The sequence below is a fragment of the Halostella salina genome (assembly GCF_003675855.1).
In the GTDB taxonomy this organism is placed as follows: domain Archaea; phylum Halobacteriota; class Halobacteria; order Halobacteriales; family Natronoarchaeaceae; genus Halostella; species Halostella salina.
In genome coordinates, this window is the sequence record NZ_RCIH01000004.1 from 236,664 (window position 1) to 259,749 (window position 23,086).

Genomic DNA, 23,086 nt, shown 5'->3' on the forward strand with positions numbered 1-23,086 from the left:
GAGAGACTTCCCGCGATGCCGAAAATACTGCCGGCGCTACGCCCGCCCGTCGAGCGCGGCGAGCCGGTTCAGCGCGTACGCGACGCGGAGCATTTCGGCGCTTTTCCCGCGGTCGAACACGAGTTCGTCGGTCGAGAGGACGTGGTCGAGCGTGTCCCGCGAGGCGTGCTCCGGCGCGGCGGCGATCCCGGCGTCGTTCGCCTCGGCCCACTCCATCACGCGCAGGTCGCTCTTGCTGTCGCCCATCACCAGCGCGAACGGGTCGTCGATGCCGAGCACGTCGTAGGCCGCCTCGACGCCGGCCACCTTGTTCAGTTCGAGGCTGCCGATCTCGGCGGCGTCGGCCTCGTAGTACGCCACGTCGATGCGCTCGAACACGTCGGCGACGGCCTCGGGCACGTCGTCGGCATCGAGCGTCGGGAACTCGCCCTGCCGTTCGAGGACGCCCCGGATCTCCGGGTCCTGGGCGGCGTAGAAGGCGCGTGCCCACTCGCCGGCGTCGGCGGCGTCGCCCTCAGTATCGCCGTCATCCGGCACTACCTCGCAGGCGACGGCGTCCCCGAGCAGGTCGAGTTCGTACACCAGCCCGTCGTCGATCACGTCGCGGGCCTCCGTGCTTCCGATCTCGAAGTTGGGCTTGAGCGTGACGTTGAACTCGTTGCCCTGGAGGTGGCAGCCGTGTCGGAGGTGTTCCGGCGCGTCCGGCAGGATCCGCGAGCGTACCGCGTCGAACACGGCGACGATCTCCGGGTCCAGGTTCTCGTACAGCAACTGCTTGGTGTCGGCCCCGTGGCCGGGCGTGAACACGCCGGTCCCCGCCTCGTACACGATGCTCAGGTCCCCGGAGTGGACGATCTCCGAGCCGAGTCCCTGGATCATGAACCCCTTGACGTTCTCCAGCGTCTGGCCCGTACAGATGACGATCGGCACGCCCGCCTCGTGGAGTTCGGTCAGCAGGTGGAGCGTTTCTCGTGGGATCTCGTTGTCGGTGCTGCCGGCCGAGCGGAGCGTCTCGTCCACGTCGAGCACGAGGGCGTTCACGGCCCGCCCGTACTTCGTGTGGAGGTCGAGCGCGGTGAACGCCTGGTCGCGGGTCGCGTGGCTGGCGACCTCCGCGAACGTTTCGCCCGCGGCGAACCCCTCCCGGATCTCGTCTTTCCGGTCGGCGAGTTCGTCGCTGGCGTTCTGCCAGTGTTCCAGGGCGACCCGCGAGTCGACCGGGGGGAACACGTCGACGAACTCCTGGTACTCGCGGAGCGTCGCCGCGTCGAACTCGTCGTACAGCCGATACAGCAGGTCGTACCGTTCCATACCCGAAGGCGTCGCGGGAGCGTCATAAGCGTGGCCGAAGGCGCAACGAGGCGACGCCCGGCGATGCGGGGACGCTGCCGGTCAGTTGCCCGAGCACGAGAGTGTTTACTCAATGTAGAATAAATCTTTTGCACCCCCGGTGTGTTGGCACGCTCATGAAGGCAGTCGCAGTACGGAAAGGCGAGACCAACCCGACGATCGTCGAGAAGCCCCGTCCCGACCCGGACGCGGGCGAGGCGCTGGTACGCACGCTCCGCGTCGGCGTCGACGGGACCGACCACGAGGTGCTAAGCGGCGCACACGGCGGGTTTCCGGACGGCGAGGACCACCTCGTGCTCGGCCACGAGGCCGTCGGCGTCGTCGCGGACCCGAACGGGACCGACCTGACGGAGGGGGAGGTCGTCGTCCCGACGGTCCGGCGCGCGCCCGACGGCGGCAACGAGTACTTCGAGCGCGGCGAACCCGACATGGCCCCGGAGGGGGAGTACCACGAGCGCGGCATCGTCGGTGCCCACGGGTTCATGGCGGAGTACTTCACCAGCCCGGCGGAGTCTCTCGTCTCCATCCCGCCGGAGCTGGCCGATCTGGGGTTTCTCGTCGAACCGGTCAGCATCACCGAGAAGGCACTGGAACACGCCTACGCCGCCCGGTCGGCGTTCGACTGGCAGCCCGAGTCGGCCATGGTGCTCGGCAACGGGAGCCTCGGCCTGCTCACGCTCGCGATGTTCGAACACACCGAGGGGTTCGACCGCACCTACTGCCTCGGCCGGCGCGACCGTCCCGACCCGACCATCGACATCATCGAGGACCTCGGGGCGACGTACGTCGACTCCCGGCGGACGCCGGTGGACGAGGTGGCTGACGCTCACGAGGGGATGGATCTGGTGTACGAGGCGACCGGCTACGCGAAACACGCCTACCAGACGATCGATGCGCTCGCGCCGAACGGCGTCGGGGCGCTGCTCGGCGTCCCCGAGTCGTGGGAGTTCGAAATCGACGGCGGCAAGCTCCACAACGAGTTCGTCCTCCACAACAAGGCGCTGGTCGGCAGCGTCAACTCCCACGTCGGCCACTTCGAGTCGGCCGTCGAGACGCTCGCCGCCCTGCCGGACCCGTTCCTCGACGACCTCGTCACCGGCGTCTACGGGCTGGACGACCTCGACCGCGCGTTTGACGACGACGACACGACTATAAAAACCGCGGTCGAACTGGCCGCATATGAAAAACGTTGACGACCTGATGGAGTCGGCCGCCGAACTGGCCGACCGGGGTCTCTCGAAGGGCGAGATCGCCGACGAACTGAACGTCTCCCGCGAGACGGCGAGCTGGCTGGTCGAGCGCAGCGGCACGACCGCGACGGCCAAACCCACGTCGTCCGACGCCGATTCCGGCGGCCCCCACGACATCCACGTCGACTGGAGCGCCGTCGGCCGCGACAGCGCCCGTCTCGGCGCGGTCGGCTCCGCGATGGCCGATCTGCTCATCAAGGAGGGGGAGGAGGTCGACCTCACCATCGGCATCGAGAAGGCCGGCGCGCCGCTGGCGACGACCGTCGCGCGCGAACTCGACACCGACCTCGGGACGTACGCCCCCCGAAAGCATCAGTGGGAGGAAGGCGACATCGAGGACCTGGGCGGCACGTTCTCCCGCAACTTCGCCCAGATCCGCGACCGCGAGTGCTACGTCGTTGACGACACCATCACCAGCGGCACCACGATGACGGAGACGGTCGAGGCGATCCGCGACCAGGGCGGTGAGCCGGTCGCCTGTGTCGTGCTCGCCGACAAGCAGGGCGTCGAGGAGATAGACGGCGTCCCCGTCTACTCGCTGCTGCAGGTCATCCGCGTCGGCTCCGAGGAGCAGTGAGGCCGCCTGCTGACCGCCGCAGTCTGTGTCACTAATTCCCACGCTGTCCGGCGGAAAATCCACGTTCCGACGGCTGCGATCGAGAATAAAATAGCAGTCCATATAAGCGGCGGTGCCGTAGTTAGGGGTAAGCGATTGGCCGTCGCGGTACCTCGACAGCAGATCATCATCAGATATGTCAAACCAAGTTTATCGCCTTCACTCGACGCTCGAACTGCCACTCGAAACAGTCCACGACTTCTTCGAGGACGCGGACCTTCCGGACGCGATCGAGGATATCGACATCACGCGACGCAACAACACCCTGATCCTGAAAGCCGTCGCCGAGGACAAGAGCATCAGCAAGTACACCCCGACGGCCCAGCTGAAAGCCAGCGTCACCGAGAACCGCGTGTACGAGGAGGACCCCGAGGAGCGTCGCGCCGCCGGCCCGCAGTGGGGCGAGGAGGAGGAAGAGGAGATCGAGTCCGAACTCGTCGAGTACGCGGCGTTCAAGGGCGACCGCGAGACCGTGCTCCAGAACTCCACGCTCCAGTACGAGATGTTCCTCGTCCTCTGTGACATCGCCCGGCAAGCCGAGAAGGGGACGCTGACGGCCATCACCGAGCGCGACGACGACCTGCACGCGACCCGGATCGTCGACGGCGACGACCGCCCCGCCTCCATCGAGGTCGTCGAGGGGCCGGGGGAGAACGGCAACGGCGAGAGCGGCGTCAACTGGCGCGACAACAAGTTCATCAGCGACTGACGAGCGATCCGCGAACCGCGTCGTTCGGCATCGTGTGACACGCTACCTCGCGATCTGCCGTCGGAGTCCACTAGACTTTTACCGCTGGTAATTATATCTAATTACACGATGTCCGCAGACTTCCCCGACTACCTAGACGTCGACTACGACGAGGGCGAGGGCGAGACCCCCGCCGACTACCCGTCGATCAACCACAAGATCGAGAAGGCCATCGAGGTCACGAAGGAGGGCCTCGAACAGTACGAGAACCCCGTCGTGATGTGGACGGGCGGCAAGGACTCGACCCTGACGCTGTACTTCGTCAAGGAGGTCGCCGACCGCTTCGACCTGGAGGTGCCGCCGGTCGTGTTCATCGACCACTACCAGCACTTCGACGAGCTCATCGACTTCGTCGAGCACTGGGCCGACGAGTGGGACCTGGAGGTCATCTGGGCCCGCAACGAGGACGTCGGCGAGTACGTCGACGAGCACGGCCTCGAACCGGGCGACGACATCCCGATCGACGAGCTGTCCGAGCACAACCAGCACCACGTCCGGAACATTCTGGAGTACGAGGAAGCGGAGTTCCCGTTCCTGCTCGACACGTACGTCGGCAACCACCTGCTGAAGACCGTCGCGCTCAACGACGCCATCGAGGAGCACGACGTCGACGGCATCATCTCCGGCATCCGCTGGGACGAGCAGGAGTCCCGCGCCGACGAGACGTTCTTCTCGCCGCGCCACGACCCCGACATCTACCCGCCCCACGACCGCATCCAGACCATCCTCCAGTTCGACGAGGCCGCCGTCTGGGACGCGTTCTGGAACTTCGTGGTCCCCGACACCGTGGAGGGCTACCCCGACGAGGGCTACGTCCCCGAGACCGACGACGACCTGCCCGAGGACATCGAGCAGGAGGACATCCCGGTCTCCCCGAAGTACTTCGCCGGCTTCCGCTCGCTCGGTAGCGAGGTCTCCACCGACAAGGCCGCCGAGGAGCCCGCCTGGCAGCAGGACCTGGACAACACGACCGAGCGCGCGGGCCGCGCCCAGGACAAGGAGGACCTGATGGAGCGCCTGCGCGACCTCGGTTACATGTAAGACGAACTTTTTCCGTCTCGGGTGCGCCGCAGGCGCACCACTCGACGCAAAAACTTCGATGAAAAACCCCGGACGCTCCCTGCGGTCGCGTCCGGCGAACCGCGCTCGCTTCGCTCGCGCGGATGCTTTTCTCCGACGGCCTGCCCTTCCCCGAACGCTCGCCTGCGGCGCGTGAGAGCGCCGCACGCTCGCGCCGGCCGTAGAGGGTGTGGTGCCGCTCCCATCCATCGGTTCGGGAACCGATCCGGTGACCACATTGGTAACCACATCGGTTGCAACCAAAACGGTCGCGACAGAACAGTTGCATCGAAACGGCCGGACTACTCGGACGGTGAATCGAGAAGCGTGATCCGGGGGAGGAGCCGGTGGACGCCGGTCAGTGCGTCGCCCGGTACCGGCCGTGGGCGACGCCGATGGCGACGCAGATCAGTCCGAAGACGACCATCGATGGTGCCACCATCGTCAGCACCGTGTTGGTGGTCATCATCGGCGCGACGAGCAGGCCGCCGACGCCGGCGACGATCAGTGCGACGAACGCGACTGCGGTCTTGAGGGGATCGAGTTCCATACGCTCGGCGGTTAGGACCCGCGACCCGTAATGGTTCCGAGAGCGGCCGGGATCAGTCGATGTCGTCGATGAGCGTTTCGAGGGCGGCGACGTGTTCCTCGAACTTCTCCTCGCCGAGGTCGGTGAGCGCGTACGTCGTCTGCGGGGTGCGGTCGACGAAGGCCTTCTCGACGGAGACAGCGCCGGCGTCCTCCATCGTCCCGAGGTGGCTGGAGAGGTTCCCCTCGGTGAGGTCGAGTTCCTCCCGCAGCTCCGGGAACGTCGCCTCCCCGTGCCGGTAGAGGTAGGCGAAGATCTGGAGCCGCGTCTGCTGGTGGACGAGCTTGTCGAAGTCCATCGTCAGGTGCGTGCGAGGACGGCGTAGCTTGCGAGCGCGTAGGCGAGGTACACCCCGCCGAAGGCGGCGTAATGCCACGTCAGGAGCGCCTCGACGAACGGCATCAGGGTGCCGAGCGCGACCAGCAACGCGCCGCCCACGTAGAACGCGTAGCGGTCCCGGGCGCGGATCCGGTATGCCTTCAGCGTGTTCCCGACGACGAGATACGCCGCCCCGATCAGGACGACGATGGTCGCGAGCGTCGTGGCGCTCGCGGCGGCCCGTGGGAGGTCGGCGGCCGAGCGCTGGATGGCGATGATCGGGAACGCGACGACGTACAGGACCGCGATCTGGAGGTACGGGTTGGGGGCGTCGTCGCGCCGCCACCCGTCTCCGGTCTCGCCCACGACCCGGTTGGCGACGGCACCGCCGCCGCCCAGCAGCCCGACCCAGATGCCGGCGTGGTACCAGCCCGACAGCTCCGCGAGGAACACGTACTGGCTGAGGCCGGCGGCGACGGCGACGAGGCCGCCGAAGACGAGCCAGAGGACCGCCGCGCCCTCGTAGCGCTCCTCGAGCCCCATCGCCTCTTTGATGGTCTCGATGTCCTCGCGCAGGTCCGCCGGATCGACGTTCTCGCGTGACATGTGTGGTGGGGTGGTGGGTTGGCGACGTTTCGCCGGGGTGGGGTAAGTCGGTTGTGCTTGTCGAAGCGCCAGCGGGGAGTTCGGGCGGCCTGCGTCAGGGGAGGGCGGGCGCGTCAGCGGGGCGGGTCGCGTCGAGGTGGACGTGGTAGTTGAACAGGTCGGTGAACGTCGCGTCCGCGACGGAGACGCCGGCGGGACTGACCGCCCGCTCGACGGCGTCGACCGACGCGTCCGGGCGGATGAATCCGCGGACGTCGCCGCCCTCCTCGAACACCTCGCCGTCGACGACGAACTCGGCGAGGGCGCTCGCGGCGGCGGTGCCACGAACCCGGACGACCGACGGGACGGCGTCGAGCAGCGCCTCGGGGGCGTCGACCGCGCCGATCCGACCGTCGCGGACGAACGCGACGCGGTCCGCGAGGTCCACGTCCGCGGGCCGGTGGCTGCTGAGGACGACCGTCGCGCCCGCCTCGCGGCGCTCGCGGACGAGGTCGTGGACGCGCTCGACCATCGACACGTCGACGCCGGCGGTCGGCTCGTCGAGCAGGTACACCGGCGCGTCGACCGCGAGGACGATGGCGAGTTCGAGCTTGCGGCGCATGCCGCCGGAGTACGTCGCGACGCGGTCGTCGAGCGCGTCCGCGACGCCGAGCGCCTCGACGTAGCGCTCCCAGCGGTCGGTGAACCCGGGGTGGATCCGGCGGTAGAACGCGACGTTCTCGCGGCCGGTGAGCGACGGGACGGTCAGCGACTCCTGCCGGAGGAAGCTGGTGTACTCGCCGGGACAGTCCGAGCGCCGCCGACCGAACACCTCGATCTCGCCCTCGCTCGGCGTGATCGCCCCGGCGAGACACGACAGCAGGACGGTCTTCCCGACGCCGTTCGGGCCGAGCAGGGCGAGCGTCTCGTCCTCGCGGACCGTCAGGTCGACGCCGTCGAGGACGCCGCCGTCGCCGAACGACTTCCGGACCCCGCTGGCGCGAAGCGCCGTCGCGCCGTCCTCCGCGGGAGCGCTCATGCGACCACCCCGCGGTCGTAGACGGCGGCGCGAACGACGGCGACGCCGGTCAGCAGCGTGACTGCCCCGTAGACGGCGAGGACCGCGAGCGCGGCCGGACCGCTCGGCATCGCGGGCGGTGCCAGTCCGGCCTGTGTCCAGTCCGCCACGTCGACGAGGTGATAGGTGATGACGCGTGCGGCGAGCGTGTTCGGCAGGAGGTTGAGCAGGGCCGGGTCGCCCGCGAAGGTCGCGACCTGCGTGCCGTTGTAGCCGGTGACGAAGTACGATATCACCGCGACGCTGACCGCGACGATGTTCGCGTAGTTCTCGTCCTGCACGAGGACGGCCACGACCACCGCGAGCGTCATCCAGGTCACGGCGAAGCCGGCGAACACGGCGAGGAGGACCGGGACCGACAGCGCCGACCGGAGCGTGAACGCCGCACCCGTGGCCACGCCGACGACCAGCACCGCACCCAGCGAGAGGAGCGCGAACAGGTAGCCCGCCAGCAGGCGGCCACAGAGGTCGGCGCTCGGCGACAGCGGGAGCGAGCGGAACTGGTCGTACCGCCCGGCGTCGATGTCCTCGACGAGGTGGGTCGCGAAGGCCGACAGGCAGACGACGACCGCGCCGAAGACGCCGTAGCTGATCGCCGTGACGGCCTTCGTGACGGCGACGACGCCGGGGTCGACGCCGCTCAGGTCGAGGAACAGTTCGACGGTCAGCAGGTAGAACGCGACCGGGAAGCCGACGGACCAGAACAGCACGATCCGGTTCCGGGCGAGCACGCGGAGGTACCGTTCGGTGAACGCCCGCATCTGCCGGAGCCAGCCGCCGGCGTCGGCCGCGGGCGAGGGCGCGGACGGCGACTGCGGTATCGAGGCGGTCGGGGTTTCGTTGGGCATCCTCATTTTGCAGATCGCTCTCTCCAGACTAATACTTTGCGATGCAAATTCAGGGAAAGATTTATGTTCTACAATTCGAGCTGCGCTGTGTTCGCAACTGGTACGGGACAGAACCGAGCGAAAGCGCGAGTGTCAGACCGTCATTTCGGCCGGATCAGGTCGGCGAGCGTCACGACGCCGCCGAGCAGCCAGCCCAGCGGGACCGCGATGCCGAACCACATGCCGACGTAGCCGACGCCGGACAGCGAGTACTGCGAGCGCAGGTACTCGTTGATCCCGCCGACGTACAGCACGTTGTCGAGCAGCCAGATCGCGAGCGACTCGCTCTGGGGAAAGATCGTGTCCGCGAGGACCGGCGAGTACAGCGCCGCCACGACCGGCGGGAGGAAGATGGCGGTCATCCCGAAGGGGTAGCCGAGAAACACCGTCGTCTTCCGGCCGCCCACCCGCGAGAACACGACGGCAAGCACCGCCGAGACTGTGGCCACACCGCCGGCCGCCGCGACGGCGACGAAGCCGGTAAAGGAAAAGCGCAGTCGGGCGAACACGGTGAGCGCGCCCCACACCACGACCGACACCGCCACGACGCCGAGGATCCCGATCCGCGTCGCTGTGCCGTCGGCCTTCCGCGCGTAGAACCGCGTCATGAACCCGACGAGCGCGAGCGGGTACAGCAGGGCGACGGCGAGCATCCCGAGCGCCCCCCAGAGCCGATAGCCGACCCACCCCGTCGTCGTGTTCGGCGTCCACTTGCCCAGCACCGAGTGGGCGGACCCGCGCTGGCGCGGGAACACGATCTCCATCCAGGTTTCGTGTAGCCGCCGCAGGTCGACCGTTATCGCACGAAGGAGCCCCCCGCTTCCTGACCCGGTAGCCATATCCACGTAGACAGGATCTGCGGGTTTCAATTTTCCGGCCTGCTCGACCGTCCGAACGGCCGCCGTCCCGACCGTGGCGGCGCTACCAGGGCGCGAAGCCGGGGTCGACCTGTCGCTGTCGCTCGTCGATCCCGTCGATCGTCTCGACGTCCTCCGCGTCCAGTTCCAGCGCGAGGCTCCGCCAGTTGTCGCGGATGTGCCCCTCGCTCGTCGCCTTGGGGATCGCCGTGACGCCCTTCTCGCGGAGCCACGCGAGGCTCACCTGCGCGGGACTCGCGTCGTGCTTCTCCGCGACCGACTCGATCTCCGGCACGTCGAACACCTCGCCGCGGGCAAGCGGCGAGTACGCGACGAGGTTCACGTCCAGTTCGTCGGCGGTCGCGCGCAGCTCCGCCTGTGGGAGCAGCGGATGCATCTCGACCTGATTGGCGAAGATCGGCGCGTCACACACCTCCGTCGCCTCCCGGAGCCCTTCGGGCGTGAAGTTGCTCACGCCGACGCGCTCGATCAGGCCGTCGTCGTACAGCTTCGAGAACGCCGCCAGCGTGTCCTCGGGGTCGTACTCGTCGGCCGGCCAGTGGACGTACAGCAGGTCGACGGACTCCACGCCGAGCTTGTTCAGGCTCTCGCGGGCGGTGTGGACCACGTCGTCGTACGCGAGGTTGCTCGTCCAGATCTTCGTCGCCAGGAACACGTCGTCGCGGTCGACGTCCGCCTCGGCGATTCCCTCGCCGACGGACACCTCGTTGTCGTACGCCTGTGCGGTGTCGACGTGTCGGTACCCGGTCTCCAGGGCCGTCCGGACGCTCTCGGCGCACTGCTCGGCGTCCGTGTTCTGCCACGTTCCGAGTCCGAGCATCGGCATCTCGTCGGCTCGCGGCACGCTGTCGGGTGATAGCTGCTGCTGAGTCATCTCGCCTCCGAATTGGCCCGTGACGGCAAAAGGGGTTGTGAATCCGGCGAGCGCTCGCCGCGAGTGCGGTCGCTACCGTTCCGCGAGGCGCTGTTTCGCGAACCGGGCAAGTAGCGGCAGGTCGGAGGCGTGGATGAGCTTCGAGATGCCGCGCAGGCCACCGTCGTTGGCCTCGCTGAGCGTCTCGACGTCCATCGCGTTGAGGTCGTCCATCAGGCGGTCGTAGCGCTCGTTCGGCGCGAGGTAGAGGAGCTGGGTCATCGCCAGCCGGCGGCGCATGTCCGGCGCGACGCGGCTGTGCCAGAGCTTGTCGTAAACCGACATCGCGTCCGCCGAGGTGTCCGTCTCGCCGCCCATCAGGCAGCGGTCGGCGGTGACGGCGGCCGCCCGCGCCGACTCCATGCACTTGTGGATCCCCTCCCCCCACAGCGGGTCGAGGGTCGGCACGGTGTCGCCGATGGCCATGAAGTTGTCCGTGCTGAGGTTCGCTGGCATCTGGATGTGCGCGGAGCCGCGGTGTTGCTGTTTATCGGCGATACGCTGGGCGTCCGCGAACCGCGGGTCGGCGTCGAGCCAGTGTTCGAGGTGGTCGTCGATGTTGCGCGAGGAGTCACCGTACCGCTGGTAGCGCTCGTTCTGGATGTAACAGAGGCCGACTTTCGCGGTGTCCCCGCCCGTGTGGAAGATCCACGAGTAGCCGCCGGGGGCCAGGTCGTGGTCGAGACGCAGCATCATCGCGTCAGTGAGGTCCGCGAAGTCGGGGTGGTCGACGTCGACGCCCTCGAACTCCCACTCGATGCCGACCGCCTGGTGTTCGCGTTCGAGTCCGGTGACGCCGAGTTTCTTCGCCAGCGGCGCTGCCGGGCCGGTGGCGTCGACGACGATGTCGGCGTACACCTCCTCGTCGCCGGCGTACTGGACGCCGACGATCTCGTCGTTCTCCGTGATCGGGTTGTTCGCCCGGGCGTCGAAGCGGTATTCCGCACCGTGCTCGCGGCCCGACGCGACCAGCCACTGCTTGAACTCCGCGAACTCCAGAACGGCACCGGGCTGGGTCTGCACGAAGTGGTTGTTCGGGGACTCCAGAACGACCTCGTCGGTGTAGTTCATCACGATGTCGTCCGGGATCCCGAACGCGCCGGTCATCGACGCGAACGTGCCGGCGGTCGATTTGTTCGACTGGCGCGGGAACCCATCCTCGGGTTCGGCCTCGAGGACGAGCACGTCGTAGTCCCGCTGTGCGAGGTCCCTGGCGCACTGTGCCCCCGCCGGGCCGGCACCGGCGACGACGACGTCGTAGCGTTCAGGCATGGCAGGGGCTCTGGAACGACGCCTCGTTCAGGTTCGCTCGGTCTCCCGCGTCCGGGGACGTTCGGTTCCCCGTGCTCCCGTCCCCGAAGGCGACGTGGTCCGCCTCCCCGACGTTCCGTTCGAGTGGGGCGTGTCCGACCCCCCTGTCGGCCGCGGTCGCCGCCGCAAAACAGCCGGCGGTCCCGCCGCCCACGACGACGATGTCGTAAGTCGCTGCCATAGTTGTCGCCAGTTAACGGTCATTTCATAAAAAACAGACGGGAACGGTCGCAGCGGCGGGGGTGGGACGGGCGGAAAGTCTATACGCCAGCGGGCCACTGGCTATCAACAATGAATCACATCGGGGCGGACATGTCGACCCGGAGAGGAGTGGCGACCGTCGTGGTCGCCCTGTTGCTGGCGACGAGCGGCTGCATCGGTTTCGTCCTCGGCAACGCGCCGGCCGAGTTCACCGCCGCGAACGCGACGGCGAGCGAGGACGCGCTGGCAGAAACCGGCTACGGCCTGAACGAGTCGCGCACCGTCGTCGAGAACCGAACCCTCGACGATCTGGGCAACCGCACGGTCCGTGTCGAGGGCCACGCGAACCTCTACACGAAAAGCGACGAGTTCCTCGACCGGCGACAGCAGGTCGGGATGTTTGCCGCCGTGTCCGTGCCCGAGGTCCAGATCGCGGACCGGTCGTTCAACCCGATCAGCAACCAGTCCAACGCCGAACTGGTTGAGCGATTCCAGTCGGAGATACCGCCCGAGTACCGCGATGTCGAACTCAGTCCGGCCGGGTCGAAAACCGTCGGCGGCGTCCTCGGCCAGCAGGCCAACGTGACGCGCTTTACCGGCACGGCGGAGTTTCAGGGACGGGAGATCGAGGTGGCAGTCTACGTCACGAAGGTCAAGCAGGACGGCGACTGGGTCGTGCTGATGGGCGCACACCCGACCCAGCGCCCGGAGGAGGAGTTCAACGTCGAACTTCTGATGCAGTCGGTGGAACTGGCGGAGTAACGGCTCCGGCACACCGTTGACGGGAAAACGGAGCGACCGAGCGGGTCCTGCTGAGCGGGAATACGGTCGCAGTCAGTAGAACTCGCGGACGAGGTCCATCGCGTCCTCGGGCGCGCCGTCGGGGATCTCCGACATGTTCGCGTCGAGGCCGTGGAGGTCGCTGTAGGGAACGGAGTTCTCGTCCTCGTAGATGACGCCCTGGTACTCCTTGTCGGCGTCGAGGATCTTCTCCTTGGCCGCATCGCGGTCCGAGGGGTCGTGGTCCTCGTCGTCGAGGTCGACGATGGAGTCGCGGAAGTAGTCGTACGTGTCCACGTCGTTGAACGTCACGCACGGGCTGTACACGTTGACGAAGCCGAAGCCGTCGTGCTCGACGGCGCGCTTGACGATCTCCGTGTGACGCTGGGCGTCCGAGGAAAAGGACTGGGCGATGAACGTGCCGCCGGCCGCCAGCGCGAGCGCGAGCGGGTTGACCGGGGGCTGTTTCGGCCCCTCGGGGGTGGTGCTCGTCTCGAAGTCCTCGCGGCTGGTCGGCGACGCCTGGCCCTTCGTCAGGCCGTAGATGCGGTTGTCCATGACGACGTACGTCATGTCGACGTTCCGTCGGACGGCGTGGATGAAGTGGCCCGCGCCGATGGAGTAGCCGTCGCCGTCGCCGCCCGCGACCATCACTTCGAGGTCGGGGTTGGCGAGTTTGACGCCGGTGCCGACCGGGAGCGCACGCCCGTGGACGCCGTGGAGGGCGTACGAGTGCATGTACGTCCCGATCTTGCCCGAGCAGCCGATCCCGGCGCAGACGAACGTGTTGTCCGGGTCGTTGCCGGTCTCGGCGAGCGCTTTCATCATCCCGTTCATCGTGCCGAAGTCCCCGCATCCGGGGCACCACGTCGGCTGCTTGTCCGATTTGAAGTCGGTGAATCTAACCTCTGAGCTCATGCTGTAACCTCCGCTTCGAGTTCTGCCTTGATGTCGTCGGCCAGTTCGTCGGCCTTGAACCGCACGCCGGTGTACTTGTTCACGCGCTTCAGCCGCGTAAGGGTGTCGCGCTCCAGCAGGTCGGCGAACTGTCCCTGCTCGTTGCACTCCACCACGATGACCTCCTCGGCCGCCTCGACGGCGTCGGTGAGGTCGGGCCGCGGGAAGATGTACGGCACCGAGATGAAGCGCACGTCGACCCCCTCGTCGTCGAGGTACTCCATCGCCTCGACCATCGCGCCCTCGTTCGACCCCCACGAGATGACGAGCGTGTCGGCGTCCGCGTCGCCGTACTCGCGGTAGTCCCACGCCTCCTCGCGCTGTGCCGTCTCGACCTTGCGGTTGCGCTTGTCGACCTGTTTGACGCGCTCCTCGGTGTCCTCCGTCCGGCGGCCGAGCTCGTTGTGTTCGAGCCCGGTGGACATGTGTGCGCCGCCCTCGGTGCCCGGGAACGCACGGGGACTGACGCCGTCCGCGGCGTCGTAGTGGGGCTGGAAGCGGTCCTGCTCGTCGAGGTACTGGTCGATGTCGTCCTCGTCGACGACGTTGCCCCGTTCGACCTCGACCTCGTCCATGTCGAACTCCTCGGGCCTGAACGTCTGCTCGGTGACGGCCATCGCCAGGTCCGAGACCAGATACACCGGCAGCTGGTACTTCTCGGCGAGGTTGAACGCCTCGACCGTCTTGTGGAAACACTCCGCGATGGTCGTCGGCGCGAGGACGAACCGCGGCACCTCGCCGTGGCCGCCGTACAGGGCCATGTTGAGGTCGCCCTGCTCCTGCTTGGTCGGCATTCCGGTCGAGGGCCCCGAGCGCATCACGTCACAGATGACCAGCGGCGTCTCGCTGGTCGCGACGAGGCCGAACGTCTCGGTCATCAGGTCGATGCCCGGCCCCGAGGTAGCCGTCATCGCGCGTGCGCCCGAGCGTGCCGCGCCGAGCGCCATGTTGATCGCCGAGAGCTCGTCCTCCGCCTGGACGACGTGGCCGCCGTACTGGTCGATCCGCCCGGTGAGGTACTCCATCACGTCCGTCGCCGGGGTGATCGGGTAGCCGGCGTAGAACCGACAGCCGGCGGCGATCGCACCCATGCCGATCGCCTCGTCGCCGTTCAGCAGGACGTAGTCCTCGTCGGTCTCCTCCAGGCTGTACTCGGGGATGTCCTCGGCGTAGTGCTCTTGGACGTACTCCTGCCCGAGCCGGGCCGCCTGCTTGTTGTTCTCGACGAGCTTCTCGCCCTTGCTGGAGAACCGTTTCGCGAGCGCCTCGTCCAGGTTCTCGATGGAGAAGGAAGCGATCTCACAGGCCGCGCCGAGCGCGACGACGTTGCGCATGATGGCACCGCCGGCGTCCTCCGCCAGGGACTTCAGCGGGACGTCGACGCCGACCACGCCTTCCGGGATCTCCGCGTCCCAGGAGCGCTCGCCGTCGTAGATGACGACGCTGCCGTCGTGGAGTTCGTCGACGTTCTCGTCGATGGTGCGCTGGGTCAGCGCCACCAGAATGTCGAGTCGGTCGACGACGCTCTGTACGCGATCCGTCGACGTGCGGATCTTGTACGCGGTGTACCCCCCACGGATACGGGACGCGAAATCCTTCGATGTGAACACGTGGCGTCCCGCTCGGGAGAGCGCCTGCGCGAAGATCTTGCCGGTGGAATCGATGCCGTCGCCGGCTTCCCCACCGATCGCCCAGTTCAGGTCCTCGGCCATATTGACGTGGGAGTAGCCCCCACCAAATCAAAAGCCTTCTGAAACCCCTACCGTACAGGTCGATGATGAAAGATAGCTGGACCGACTGACCCCCCGAACGCCGGGACCAGGCCCGAAAGGAAGGCATTTGTCCCGGCCGGCGTTACCGGAGCCTATGGACGCAACTCAGGTGTCGGTCCGCGACGTTCGCTCCGTCGGTCCCGACACGGTCGCACTGCGACTGGAGACGCCGGACGAGTTCGACGCCAGGCCCGGGCAGTTCGTCCTTCTCCGGGCGACCGTCGACGGCGAAGAGGTCTCCCGTCACTACACGCTCTCCTCGCCCGACGTGGACGAGACGTTCGAGATCACGGTCGGTGTCGACCCGGACGGCGACCTCAGCCCCTGGCTCGCCGACCTGTCGCCCGGCGAGACGGTGACGGTCGAGGGACCGTTCGGGACCGTGTTCTACGAGGACACCGACGTGGTCCTGCTCGCCGGCGGCCCGGGCGTCGGTCCCGCGGTCGGCATGGCCGAGCGCGCGCTGGCCGACGGCCACGAGGTCGCGGTCGTGTACCGCGACGAAGCGCCGGCACACGAGGACCGCCTCGCGGCGCTGTCCGCCGGCGGCGCGACGGTCGTTCTCACGACCGACGACCTGGCCGCCGGCGTCGCCGAGGCGACGGGGAACGGGCAGGTGTACGTGTTCGGCTTCCGCGAGTTCGTCGACGACGCGCTGGCGGCGGTCGAGGCGGCGGGCGGCGACCCGGACGACGCGAAGGTCGAGAACTTCGGCTGACCGTTTTTCCCCCGAAACCACCGGAATGCGACGTGGTGAAAGAACGCCGGGAACTAAGTGCCGAACGGCCATTGGAAATTCTACATGTCTCTGACGGAGGAGACGCGGCGGGCGGTCAACGAGCGCGTCTCCAGGCTTCGGGAGGAGTACCAGGGGTTCAGCCTGTCGGGCGACACCGTCGAACTGCCGCGGGCGGAGTACGAACACGCCCGGGAACGGGCCCGGGCGAACCGGATCGGGAGCGCCAGCGCCTGTGTGTTCGACGGCAACCGCCTGCTTCTCGTCCGGACCCGGGAGACCGGTGACCTGTGGGGCGTTCCGGGAACGATGACCGACGACGACGAGACGCTGGAGACGGCAGCCGTCCGCGCGGTCGACGAGGCCGCCGACGTTCGCTGTTCCGTCCGTGACCTCCGTCGGGTTCGCCGTCGGCAGGTCGTGCCCGCGGACGGCGACGACCGGGCGCTGCACACCCTCTGGACGCTGTTCGACGCGTACCACGAGTCGGGGGATCCCTCCGCCGACGGCGACACCGTGACGGACGCGAAGTGGTGGTCCGCGCCGCCCGACGCGGTCCACCCGAGCGTCCAGTCCCGCGTCGAATCGTGGGCGACCGCTACGGAGACGGCTTCTCGCTGACGGGACGTCGATGACCCGGTCGTACAGTCTCCCAACTAGCCGCACGGCCGTCAGTTCGGCGGGCGACGCTCAGTGCTCGACGAACTCGACCAGCGCCCCGCCCGTCGACTTGGGGTGGAGGAAGGCGACCTCGTGGCCCCACGCGCCCGGGCGCGGTTGCTCGTCGACGAGGTCGACGCCATGGTTCTGGGCGGCGTCGAGCGCGGTCGCGATGTCGTCGGTGGCCAGTGCGACGTGGTGGATGCCCGGCCCGTTTCGGTCGAGGTAGCTGGCAACGGTCCCGTCGCCGGTCGGTTCGAGGAGTTCGAAGTAGCCGTTGCCCAGGTCGAGGAAGACGACTCGCAGGTCGTCGAGTCGCTCCTCGTGGGCGACCGGCGCGTCGAACAGGTCGGCGTACAGGTCGGCGAGCGCGTCGGCGTCGTCGGTGGCGATCCCGGCGTGGTCGAACTGCATGGGCGGACCAACGCGGACCGATCACTAAGAAGATGCGAACAGGCGACGCGTCGTCGCACGCACGGCGGTGCGTCGCGCACCCGCCTCGGCCGCCGCGCGCCCGCGGTCAGGGCACGGCGGCGCTGGCCGCGGCTTCCGATAAAAACGTGGGGCCGTTCGGTCCGGCGTCAGCCCAGCGCGCTCCCGGGGTGGTACTCCCCGAACGTGTCGCGGAGCACGTCACAGACCTCGCCGACCGTCGCGTACGCCTTCACCGCGTCGACGATGTACGGCATCACGTTCTCGTCGCCTTCGGCGGCCTCGCGGAGCGCGGCCAGCGCGGCCTCGACTGCCTCGTCGTCGCGGTCGGCCTTGACAGACTCCAGCCGATCGATCTGCCGGCGCTCGTCCTCCTCAGTCACTTCCTGGATGTCCATCTCCGGCTCCTCGTCGGTCTCGAACTCGTTGACGCCGACGATGATCCGGTCGCCGTCCTCGATCTCCTGCTGGCGCTCGAAGGCGGTGTCCTGGATCTGGCGCTGGACCCACTGCTCCTCGACCGCCCGGAGCATCCCGCCTTTCTCGTCGACCGTGTCGAGGATGTCGAACGCCTCGGCCTCGAGTTCGTCGGTGAGGCTCTCGACGTAGTAGCTCCCGGCCAGCGGGTCGATGGTGTCGGCCGCGCCGGACTCGTGGGCGAGGATCTGCTGGGTTCGCAGGGCGGTGCGCACGCTCTCCTCGGTCGGGAGCGCCAGCGCCTCGTCTTTCCCGTTGGTGTGGAGGCTCTGGGTCCCGCCGAGCACGGCGGCGAGCGCCTGGTAGCCGACCCGGACGACGTTGTTCTCGATCTGCTGGGCGGTGAGCGTCGACCCGGCGGTCTGGGTGTGGAACTTGAGCTGTTTCGATTTCGGGTCCTCCGCGCCGAACCGCTCGTCCATGATTTTCGCCCACATCCGCCGGGCGGCGCGGAACTTCGCCACCTCCTCGAAGATGTCGTTGTGCGCGTTGAAGAAAAAGGAGAGCTGGGGGGCGAAGTCGTCGACGTCCAGCCCGGTGTCGACGGCCGCCTGCACGTACTCGATGCCGTTGCCGAGCGTGAAGGCGAGTTCCTGGGCGGCGGTCGCGCCCGCCTCGCGGATGTGGTAGCCCGAGATGGAGATGGTGTTGAACTTCGGCGTCTCCGCCGCGCAGTACTCGAAGATGTCCGTGATGATCCGCATCGACGGCTCGGGCGGGTAGATGTAGGTGTTGCGCGCGACGTACTCCTTCAGCAGGTCGTTCTGGATGGTGCCGCGCAGCTCCGCGCGGTCGACGCCCTGCTCGTCGCCGACGGCGATGTACATCGCCAGCAGCACGGCGGCGGGCGCGTTGATCGTCATCGAGGTCGACACCTCGTCCAGCGGGATGCCGTCGAACACCGTCTCCATGTCGTCCAGCGTGTCGATGGCGACGCCGGACTTGCCGACCTCGCCGGCGGCCATCGCGTCGTCGGAGTCGTACCCCATCTGCGTCGGCAGGTCGAACGCCATCGACAGGCCCGTCTGCCCCTCGTCCAGCAGGTAGTGGAACCGCTCGTTGGTCTCCTCGGGCGTGCCGAAGCCGGCGTACTGGCGCATCGTCCACAGGCGGCCGCGGTAGCCCGTCGAGTAGACGCCGCGGGTGTACGGCTCCCGACCGGGGAAGCCGAGATCCTCCTCGTAGTCCATGTCGGCCACGTCGGCGGGGGTGTACAGTCGCTCGACGGTTCGACCGCCGGTGTCGGTCGTGAACTCCGCCTTGCGCTCCCCGAACCGATCGACTGTCGGCTCGACGTCTTCGGCCTCCCACTCGGCTTTCGCCTCGCGGATCGATTCGAGGTCGTCCGGGTCGAACATTATTTAAAACGAGGATTCCCGGGGACTTAATCGTTGACGGAACGCGCCGGGGGCACGGCCTCGACCAGTGCGCCGACGGTCACACGGCGTCGTCGGGGTCGTGCGTGGCCGCCATCCGGTCGGCCTCCGCGGCGTAGCGGGTCTCGGTCTCCGGGTCGTCGACGACGCCGAGTCGCTCGGACTCCACGTCGAGCGCGGCCAGCGTCTCCGGGCCCGTGCCGTCGAAACTCGTCAGCGCGCGCTCCTTCCGGAGGTAGCGCTTCCCGTCCGGCGTCGCGTACACGAGGATGATGATGTTCTGCTCGTCGTCGGAGTACGTCCGTTCGACCAGCCACACCCGCTCGGTGTCGTCCATGTGTCCCCCTACGTGGAGACCGGGCAAACGTCCACCGGTCAGTTTTTGCTTGTGGGGGCCTCACTGTCGGGTATGTCGACGCCGATCCCCGACGAGGACTCGGCCGCCACCGACGACTCGCCGATCCCGGACGACGGCGGCGACGGGAACCGCAAGCGCGCGGCGCTGTACATCGCCCCGTTCGTGGTGCTCGGGGTCGGGAACCTGTTGCTCATCCTCACCTGGGGCGTCAACCCGCTGTGGGGCTTTGCGATCCTCCCGCCGATCCTCTTTATCAGCGTCATCGGCTGGGTCGCGTTCAAGGGCGGGTTCGTCCACGAGCGCGACGACGCGGTCGACGGCGAGTACGACCACGAGAGCGCCTGGGAGTAGCGTGACCGACGGGGTGTCTCAGTACGGTTCGACATCCACGCCGAGTGACCGGAAGTCTTCGACGTTCGCGGTGAGGACCGGTTCCCCGTACGCGTCCGCGACGGCGGCGACCATCGGATCTACCTTGTCGATCCCGCTTTCGCCGTCGGCCTCCATATCCGCCTGTGCAAGCAACTCGCCCGCTCTGCGTGCCAGCGATGCGTCCTGCTCGACGACCGGATACATTCGGAGCGCGTTTCTGACCTGACGGCGCTCGTCGTCGGTTCCGAACGCCACGCCGTACGAAAGCTCCGAAACGACGGGCGACGGGATCCGCTGTACAGTTCCCCCGTCCACGAGTTCGTTCCCCTTCTCGAACGCCCCCGGCTCCCCGTCGAAGAGGTCGATGAGAAACGACGTATCGAGGATCACTCGAATCGCTCCCGGAGTTCGCGTTTTCCGTCCGACGATGTCGACCGCTTCGCCTCCAGCCGCTCACGCATCGTTTCGGCGGTGTCGGACGACAGGATACCCGCGACCTCGTCCGGATGCGGACCGCCGATGAGCCGTCGCAGCGTCTCCTCCATGGTCTCGTCGTCGCGCTTGTGTGCTCGGATGAACTCGTGGAACTCCTCGGAGACCCGCACTGATTTGCTCATCCCTGTCGTATACTCGGATCCACGGCTATATGAATGTCCGGCTGGAGCCCGCGATGAGCGCCTCCCTCCTCATTCTCCGGTGTCGTACTTGTACGACGCGCTGTCCGGGTCGATGCCGAAGTCCTCCGCCGACTCCTCTGGGTCCTCGTCCTCGTCGGGGGCCGCGCCCTTGAACCGCTGGCGGAGGCGGTCGGGCATCACGAACTCCGAGACGGACAGCAGCATGGGGACCGTATCCGGTCGTCCCTCGCGCTTCCCCTCCATGCGTGCGTGGAGCGCGTCCGGTAGCTCCCCCTCCCCGATGCGCTCGAAGCCGAACTGCGCGAGGTAGGACGGCTCGTCGACCAGCGCGTACACGAACGAGAACCCCTCGTCGCGGGCGTGTTCGACGAGGCGCTCGACGACGTGGGCCCCGACGCCCTGGTCCCGCCAGCCGTCCAGCACGCCGATGCTGGTGAGTTCGCAGACGTCGTCGTCCCCCTCGGTCTTGTGGATCCGGATCCGGCCGAAGCCGGCCTTCGTGCCGCTCTCCTCGTCCAGGGCGATCACGTAGTCGCGGGACCGGAACGCCGTCTCGTCCAGCCCCATCGCCTCCAGGTGGTCGAGCAACCACACCTCCTCCCTGTTTTTCGCATCCCGGACGTACATGAGCACGGCTTGGATCCCCGCGGTAAAAAGCGTGTGCAGTGCTCCGACCTCGGAACGTTCTTGGTTGATCCTGCAAGACTTGCCAACGTGCCCATGGAATCACTTGCCGACGTGGACGAGGTCGTCCACACGCCGAGCGAGGAGTTCGTCGAGTCAGCGAACGTCACGCAGTTCATGCGCGAGCACGGCATCGACGACTACGACGAGTTGATCCGGCGCACGACGACCGAGGTCGAGGGTGTCGAGGCCTCGGGCGTCGACTGGTTCTGGGACGAGATCGTCGACTACCTCGACGTGGACTTTTTCGAGCCGTACGATACCGTTCGTGACGACTCCGAGGGGCCGCAGTTCACCGACTGGTACCCCGGCGGGACGACGAACATCGCGCACAACACGCTCGACCGCCACGCCGCCATCGACAGCGGGACGCGCAACAGCGTCGCCTGCATCTGGGAGGGCGAACCCGGCGACGTGCGGGAGGTCACCTACCACGAACTCCACCGGCAGTCGAACAAGGTGGCGAACGCCCTCGAAGCGCGCGGCGTCGGCACCGGCGACACCGTGGGGCTGTACATGCCGATGGTGCCCGAGGTCGTCAGCATCCTCTACGGCTGTTTCAAGGTCGGCGCGATCGCGGTCCCGATCTTCTCCGGGTTCGGCGTCGACGCGACGGCGACACGCATTGAGGACAGCGAGCCGTCGGTGCTGTTCACCGGCGACGGCTTCTACCGCCGCGGCGACGAGGTGTTCCTGAAGGGGACCGCCGACGAGGCGGTCGCCGAGGCCGGCCACGTCGAGCACACGATCGTCTACGACCGCCTCGGGGCGAGCGATCCGGACGCCGACGCGTCGATCCCGTGGGACGATGACCGCGACGAGTGGTGGGCCGACGCCGTCGCGACCGCGGACGACGCGTACGAGACGAAGGAGCTCCCCGCCGACCAGGAGTCGATGCTGCTGTACTCCTCGGGGACGACCGGCCGCCCGAAGGGGATCGTCCACACCCACGCGGGCGTGCTCACGCAGTGCGCCAAGGAGATCTACTTCGGCTTCGACCACAAGGACCACGACCGCTTCTTCTGGGTCAGCGACATCGGCTGGATGATGGGGCCGTGGACGCTGATCGGCAACCATCACTTCGGCGGCACCGTGTTCATGTACGAGGGCGCGCCGGACCACCCCGAGCCGGACCGCTTCTGGGAGATGATCGACCGCCACGACCTGTCGGTGTTCGGCATTTCGCCGACGGCGATCCGCTCGCTCCGCAAGCGCGGCGACGAGTGGGTCGAGAACCACGACCTGTCGAGCCTTCGCATCCTCGGGTCGACCGGCGAGCCGTGGGACCCCGAGTCCTGGAAGTGGTTCCACGAGACGGTCGGCGGCGGCGACGCGCCGATCGTCAACATCTCCGGCGGGACGGAGATCTGTGGCTGTTTCCTCATGCCGATGCCGACCCAGCCGCTCAAGCCCTGCACGCTCGGCGGTCCCGGGCTCGGGATGGACATCGACATCGTGAACAGCGCCGGCGAGTCGGTCGCCGACGACAACGAACGGGGCTTCCTCGTCGCGCGGGACTCCTGTCCCAGCATGACGAAGTCGCTGTGGGAGGGCGACGAGCGCTACCTCGACGAGTACTGGTCGAACTGGGACGACCTCTGGGACCACGGCGACTGGGCACAGCAGGACGCGGACGGCTTCTGGTTCCTGCACGGTCGCGCCGACGACGCGCTGAACGTCGCCGGGCGGAAGGTCGGTCCCGCGGAGGTCGAGGGCGCGCTCATCGACCACGACGCGGTGAACCAGGCGGCCGCCGTCGGCGCGCCCGACGACACCACGGGCACTGCGGTCGTCGCCTACGTCATCACCGAGGACGGCGTCGACGAGACCGACGACCTGCGCGAGGAACTGCGCGCACAGGTCGGCGCGGAACTGGGCAAGCCGTTCCGCCCGCGCGAGGTGCTGTTCGTCGACGAGTTCCCCAAGACCCAGTCCGGGAAGATCATCCGCCGGGCCATCGAGGCGACGTACACCGGCGAGGACCTGGGCGACATGAGCAGCATCGAGAACCCCGACGCGCTGGACCGGATCGCCGACGCGCGGTAGGGGCGTCGACGCTCT

At 67.8% G+C, this 23,086-nt stretch carries 27 protein-coding genes; 9 read left to right on the top strand and 18 right to left on the bottom strand.

What is annotated here, in order from left to right:
* Positions 1 to 36: 36 nt before the first annotated feature.
* Positions 37 to 1,311, bottom strand: a complete 1,275-nt coding sequence (locus D8896_RS09735; protein ID WP_121821900.1) for an HAD family hydrolase — start codon at positions 1,309 to 1,311, stop codon at positions 37 to 39.
* A 155-nt stretch (positions 1,312 to 1,466) separates the two neighbouring features.
* Here D8896_RS09735 and D8896_RS09740 point away from each other — a divergent pair, with 155 nt between their 5' ends.
* The 4 genes from D8896_RS09740 (at position 1,467) to D8896_RS09755 (ending at position 5,005) form a co-directional block, all read left to right on the top strand.
* Positions 1,467 to 2,543: a glucose 1-dehydrogenase gene (locus D8896_RS09740; protein ID WP_121821901.1), complete on the top strand. Its 1,077-nt coding sequence runs from the start codon at positions 1,467 to 1,469 to the stop codon at positions 2,541 to 2,543.
* Positions 2,530 to 3,177 (top strand): transcriptional regulator GfcR, encoded by a 648-nt coding sequence (gene gfcR / locus D8896_RS09745; protein ID WP_121821902.1) that lies wholly within the window; start codon positions 2,530 to 2,532, stop codon positions 3,175 to 3,177. The genes D8896_RS09740 and gfcR overlap by 14 nt, the downstream gene beginning before the upstream one ends.
* Before the next feature lie 175 nt (positions 3,178 to 3,352).
* The gene (locus D8896_RS09750; protein WP_121821903.1) at positions 3,353 to 3,925 is read left to right on the top strand and encodes a DUF7110 family protein; all 573 of its coding nucleotides are present in this window, start codon (positions 3,353 to 3,355) and stop codon (positions 3,923 to 3,925) included.
* 108 nt (positions 3,926 to 4,033) lie between these two features.
* Positions 4,034 to 5,005: a phosphoadenosine phosphosulfate reductase family protein gene (locus D8896_RS09755; RefSeq protein WP_121821904.1), complete on the top strand. Its 972-nt coding sequence runs from the start codon at positions 4,034 to 4,036 to the stop codon at positions 5,003 to 5,005.
* A gap of 376 nt (positions 5,006 to 5,381) precedes the next feature.
* Here D8896_RS09755 and D8896_RS09760 read toward each other — a convergent pair whose 3' ends face one another.
* The 9 genes from D8896_RS09760 to D8896_RS09800 form a co-directional block, all read right to left on the bottom strand.
* On the bottom strand, positions 5,382 to 5,573 hold the full coding sequence (locus D8896_RS09760) for a DUF7333 family protein (protein ID WP_121821905.1): 192 nt from the start codon (positions 5,571 to 5,573) through the stop codon (positions 5,382 to 5,384).
* 52 nt (positions 5,574 to 5,625) lie between these two features.
* Positions 5,626 to 5,910: a winged helix-turn-helix domain-containing protein gene (locus tag D8896_RS09765; protein WP_121821906.1), complete on the bottom strand. Its 285-nt coding sequence runs from the start codon at positions 5,908 to 5,910 to the stop codon at positions 5,626 to 5,628.
* Between the two features lie 2 nt (positions 5,911 to 5,912).
* Complete coding sequence (locus D8896_RS19365) at positions 5,913 to 6,536, bottom strand: hypothetical protein (protein WP_162991523.1); 624 nt, start codon at positions 6,534 to 6,536, stop codon at positions 5,913 to 5,915.
* A gap of 94 nt (positions 6,537 to 6,630) precedes the next feature.
* A complete protein-coding gene (locus D8896_RS09775) occupies positions 6,631 to 7,554 on the bottom strand; it encodes an ABC transporter ATP-binding protein (protein ID WP_121821907.1) in 924 nt (307 codons plus the stop codon).
* The gene (locus D8896_RS09780) at positions 7,551 to 8,441 is read right to left on the bottom strand and encodes an ABC transporter permease (RefSeq protein ID WP_121821908.1); all 891 of its coding nucleotides are present in this window, start codon (positions 8,439 to 8,441) and stop codon (positions 7,551 to 7,553) included. Before D8896_RS09780 ends, D8896_RS09775 begins: the two co-directional genes overlap by 4 nt.
* A 140-nt stretch (positions 8,442 to 8,581) precedes the next feature.
* Positions 8,582 to 9,319 (bottom strand): hypothetical protein, encoded by a 738-nt coding sequence (locus D8896_RS09785; RefSeq protein WP_121821909.1) that lies wholly within the window; start codon positions 9,317 to 9,319, stop codon positions 8,582 to 8,584.
* Between the two features lie 82 nt (positions 9,320 to 9,401).
* Positions 9,402 to 10,232, bottom strand: a complete 831-nt coding sequence (locus D8896_RS09790) for an aldo/keto reductase (protein WP_121821910.1) — start codon at positions 10,230 to 10,232, stop codon at positions 9,402 to 9,404.
* Positions 10,233 to 10,304: 72 nt separating this feature from the next.
* Positions 10,305 to 11,543, bottom strand: a complete 1,239-nt coding sequence (locus tag D8896_RS09795; protein WP_121821911.1) for a digeranylgeranylglycerophospholipid reductase — start codon at positions 11,541 to 11,543, stop codon at positions 10,305 to 10,307.
* On the bottom strand, positions 11,536 to 11,763 hold the full coding sequence (locus D8896_RS09800) for an FAD-binding protein (protein WP_121821912.1): 228 nt from the start codon (positions 11,761 to 11,763) through the stop codon (positions 11,536 to 11,538). Before D8896_RS09800 ends, D8896_RS09795 begins: the two co-directional genes overlap by 8 nt.
* Before the next feature lie 110 nt (positions 11,764 to 11,873).
* On the opposite strand from D8896_RS09800, the gene D8896_RS09805 reads away from it, so the two are divergent.
* Positions 11,874 to 12,545: a DUF6517 family protein gene (locus tag D8896_RS09805; protein WP_121821913.1), complete on the top strand. Its 672-nt coding sequence runs from the start codon at positions 11,874 to 11,876 to the stop codon at positions 12,543 to 12,545.
* Between the two features lie 72 nt (positions 12,546 to 12,617).
* Here the strand turns inward: D8896_RS09805 and D8896_RS09810 are convergent, their stop codons facing one another.
* On the bottom strand, positions 12,618 to 13,481 hold the full coding sequence (locus D8896_RS09810) for a 2-oxoacid:ferredoxin oxidoreductase subunit beta (protein WP_121821914.1): 864 nt from the start codon (positions 13,479 to 13,481) through the stop codon (positions 12,618 to 12,620).
* The gene (locus D8896_RS09815) at positions 13,478 to 15,232 is read right to left on the bottom strand and encodes a 2-oxoacid:acceptor oxidoreductase subunit alpha (protein ID WP_121821915.1); all 1,755 of its coding nucleotides are present in this window, start codon (positions 15,230 to 15,232) and stop codon (positions 13,478 to 13,480) included. The genes D8896_RS09810 and D8896_RS09815 overlap by 4 nt, the downstream gene beginning before the upstream one ends.
* Before the next feature lie 154 nt (positions 15,233 to 15,386).
* Here D8896_RS09815 and D8896_RS09820 point away from each other — a divergent pair, with 154 nt between their 5' ends.
* Both D8896_RS09820 and D8896_RS09825 read left to right on the top strand, forming a co-directional pair.
* Positions 15,387 to 16,010: a ferredoxin--NADP reductase gene (locus D8896_RS09820; RefSeq protein WP_121821916.1), complete on the top strand. Its 624-nt coding sequence runs from the start codon at positions 15,387 to 15,389 to the stop codon at positions 16,008 to 16,010.
* An 84-nt stretch (positions 16,011 to 16,094) separates the two neighbouring features.
* Entirely contained in the window at positions 16,095 to 16,649 is a 555-nt protein-coding gene (locus D8896_RS09825) for an NUDIX hydrolase (protein WP_121821917.1), read from the top strand.
* A 69-nt stretch (positions 16,650 to 16,718) separates the two neighbouring features.
* On the opposite strand, the gene mce is transcribed toward D8896_RS09825, so the two are convergent.
* The 3 genes from mce to D8896_RS09840 all read right to left on the bottom strand — a co-directional run bounded on the left by mce (position 16,719) and on the right by D8896_RS09840 (position 19,310).
* Positions 16,719 to 17,102, bottom strand: a complete 384-nt coding sequence (gene mce, locus D8896_RS09830) for a methylmalonyl-CoA epimerase (RefSeq protein ID WP_121821918.1) — start codon at positions 17,100 to 17,102, stop codon at positions 16,719 to 16,721.
* Positions 17,103 to 17,269: 167 nt separating this feature from the next.
* Positions 17,270 to 18,955, bottom strand: a complete 1,686-nt coding sequence (locus D8896_RS09835) for an acyl-CoA mutase large subunit family protein (RefSeq protein WP_121821919.1) — start codon at positions 18,953 to 18,955, stop codon at positions 17,270 to 17,272.
* 79 nt (positions 18,956 to 19,034) lie between these two features.
* Positions 19,035 to 19,310, bottom strand: a complete 276-nt coding sequence (locus tag D8896_RS09840) for a hypothetical protein (RefSeq protein WP_121821920.1) — start codon at positions 19,308 to 19,310, stop codon at positions 19,035 to 19,037.
* A gap of 72 nt (positions 19,311 to 19,382) precedes the next feature.
* Here D8896_RS09840 and D8896_RS09845 point away from each other — a divergent pair, with 72 nt between their 5' ends.
* Entirely contained in the window at positions 19,383 to 19,682 is a 300-nt protein-coding gene (locus D8896_RS09845; protein WP_162991524.1) for a hypothetical protein, read from the top strand.
* Positions 19,683 to 19,700: 18 nt separating this feature from the next.
* On the opposite strand, the gene D8896_RS09850 is transcribed toward D8896_RS09845, so the two are convergent.
* The 3 genes from D8896_RS09850 to D8896_RS09860 form a co-directional block, all read right to left on the bottom strand.
* Positions 19,701 to 20,093 carry a PIN domain-containing protein gene (locus tag D8896_RS09850; protein ID WP_121821921.1) on the bottom strand — a complete coding sequence of 131 codons (393 nt, stop codon included), beginning with the start codon at positions 20,091 to 20,093 and terminating at the stop codon, positions 19,701 to 19,703.
* A complete protein-coding gene (locus tag D8896_RS09855; protein ID WP_121821922.1) occupies positions 20,090 to 20,320 on the bottom strand; it encodes a hypothetical protein in 231 nt (76 codons plus the stop codon). Before D8896_RS09855 ends, D8896_RS09850 begins: the two co-directional genes overlap by 4 nt.
* Positions 20,321 to 20,389: 69 nt before the next feature.
* Complete coding sequence (locus tag D8896_RS09860) at positions 20,390 to 20,968, bottom strand: GNAT family N-acetyltransferase (RefSeq protein WP_121821923.1); 579 nt, start codon at positions 20,966 to 20,968, stop codon at positions 20,390 to 20,392.
* Between the two features lie 93 nt (positions 20,969 to 21,061).
* On the opposite strand from D8896_RS09860, the gene D8896_RS09865 reads away from it, so the two are divergent.
* Positions 21,062 to 23,071 (top strand): AMP-binding protein, encoded by a 2,010-nt coding sequence (locus D8896_RS09865; RefSeq protein WP_121821924.1) that lies wholly within the window; start codon positions 21,062 to 21,064, stop codon positions 23,069 to 23,071.
* The last annotated feature ends 15 nt before the right edge of the window (positions 23,072 to 23,086 follow it).

Bases quoted from the DNA above. Each gene is read 5' to 3' on its own strand.
- D8896_RS09775 (WP_121821907.1), bottom strand. From the start codon at position 7,554: ATGAGCGCTCCCGCGGAGGACGGCGCGACGGCGCTTCGCGCCAGCGGG.
- D8896_RS09855 (WP_121821922.1), bottom strand. From the start codon at position 20,320: ATGAGCAAATCAGTGCGGGTCTCCGAGGAGTTCCACGAGTTCATCCGA.
- D8896_RS09790 (WP_121821910.1), bottom strand. From the start codon at position 10,232: ATGACTCAGCAGCAGCTATCACCCGACAGCGTGCCGCGAGCCGACGAG.
- D8896_RS09865 (WP_121821924.1), top strand. From the start codon at position 21,062: ATGGAATCACTTGCCGACGTGGACGAGGTCGTCCACACGCCGAGCGAG.
- D8896_RS09805 (WP_121821913.1), top strand. From the start codon at position 11,874: ATGAATCACATCGGGGCGGACATGTCGACCCGGAGAGGAGTGGCGACC.
- D8896_RS09765 (WP_121821906.1), bottom strand. From the start codon at position 5,910: ATGGACTTCGACAAGCTCGTCCACCAGCAGACGCGGCTCCAGATCTTC.
- D8896_RS09750 (WP_121821903.1), top strand. From the start codon at position 3,353: ATGTCAAACCAAGTTTATCGCCTTCACTCGACGCTCGAACTGCCACTC.
- D8896_RS09760 (WP_121821905.1), bottom strand. From the start codon at position 5,573: ATGGAACTCGATCCCCTCAAGACCGCAGTCGCGTTCGTCGCACTGATC.
- D8896_RS09740 (WP_121821901.1), top strand. From the start codon at position 1,467: ATGAAGGCAGTCGCAGTACGGAAAGGCGAGACCAACCCGACGATCGTC.
- mce (WP_121821918.1), bottom strand. From the start codon at position 17,102: ATGCAGTTCGACCACGCCGGGATCGCCACCGACGACGCCGACGCGCTC.
- D8896_RS09800 (WP_121821912.1), bottom strand. From the start codon at position 11,763: ATGGCAGCGACTTACGACATCGTCGTCGTGGGCGGCGGGACCGCCGGC.
- D8896_RS09780 (WP_121821908.1), bottom strand. From the start codon at position 8,441: ATGCCCAACGAAACCCCGACCGCCTCGATACCGCAGTCGCCGTCCGCG.
- D8896_RS09860 (WP_121821923.1), bottom strand. From the start codon at position 20,968: ATGTACGTCCGGGATGCGAAAAACAGGGAGGAGGTGTGGTTGCTCGAC.
- gfcR (WP_121821902.1), top strand. From the start codon at position 2,530: ATGAAAAACGTTGACGACCTGATGGAGTCGGCCGCCGAACTGGCCGAC.
- D8896_RS09835 (WP_121821919.1), bottom strand. From the start codon at position 18,955: ATGTTCGACCCGGACGACCTCGAATCGATCCGCGAGGCGAAAGCCGAG.
- D8896_RS19365 (WP_162991523.1), bottom strand. From the start codon at position 6,536: ATGTCACGCGAGAACGTCGATCCGGCGGACCTGCGCGAGGACATCGAG.
- D8896_RS09735 (WP_121821900.1), bottom strand. From the start codon at position 1,311: ATGGAACGGTACGACCTGCTGTATCGGCTGTACGACGAGTTCGACGCG.
- D8896_RS09825 (WP_121821917.1), top strand. From the start codon at position 16,095: ATGTCTCTGACGGAGGAGACGCGGCGGGCGGTCAACGAGCGCGTCTCC.
- D8896_RS09795 (WP_121821911.1), bottom strand. From the start codon at position 11,543: ATGCCTGAACGCTACGACGTCGTCGTCGCCGGTGCCGGCCCGGCGGGG.
- D8896_RS09755 (WP_121821904.1), top strand. From the start codon at position 4,034: ATGTCCGCAGACTTCCCCGACTACCTAGACGTCGACTACGACGAGGGC.
- D8896_RS09815 (WP_121821915.1), bottom strand. From the start codon at position 15,232: ATGGCCGAGGACCTGAACTGGGCGATCGGTGGGGAAGCCGGCGACGGC.
- D8896_RS09820 (WP_121821916.1), top strand. From the start codon at position 15,387: ATGGACGCAACTCAGGTGTCGGTCCGCGACGTTCGCTCCGTCGGTCCC.
- D8896_RS09840 (WP_121821920.1), bottom strand. From the start codon at position 19,310: ATGGACGACACCGAGCGGGTGTGGCTGGTCGAACGGACGTACTCCGAC.
- D8896_RS09785 (WP_121821909.1), bottom strand. From the start codon at position 9,319: ATGGCTACCGGGTCAGGAAGCGGGGGGCTCCTTCGTGCGATAACGGTC.
- D8896_RS09845 (WP_162991524.1), top strand. From the start codon at position 19,383: ATGTCGACGCCGATCCCCGACGAGGACTCGGCCGCCACCGACGACTCG.
- D8896_RS09810 (WP_121821914.1), bottom strand. From the start codon at position 13,481: ATGAGCTCAGAGGTTAGATTCACCGACTTCAAATCGGACAAGCAGCCG.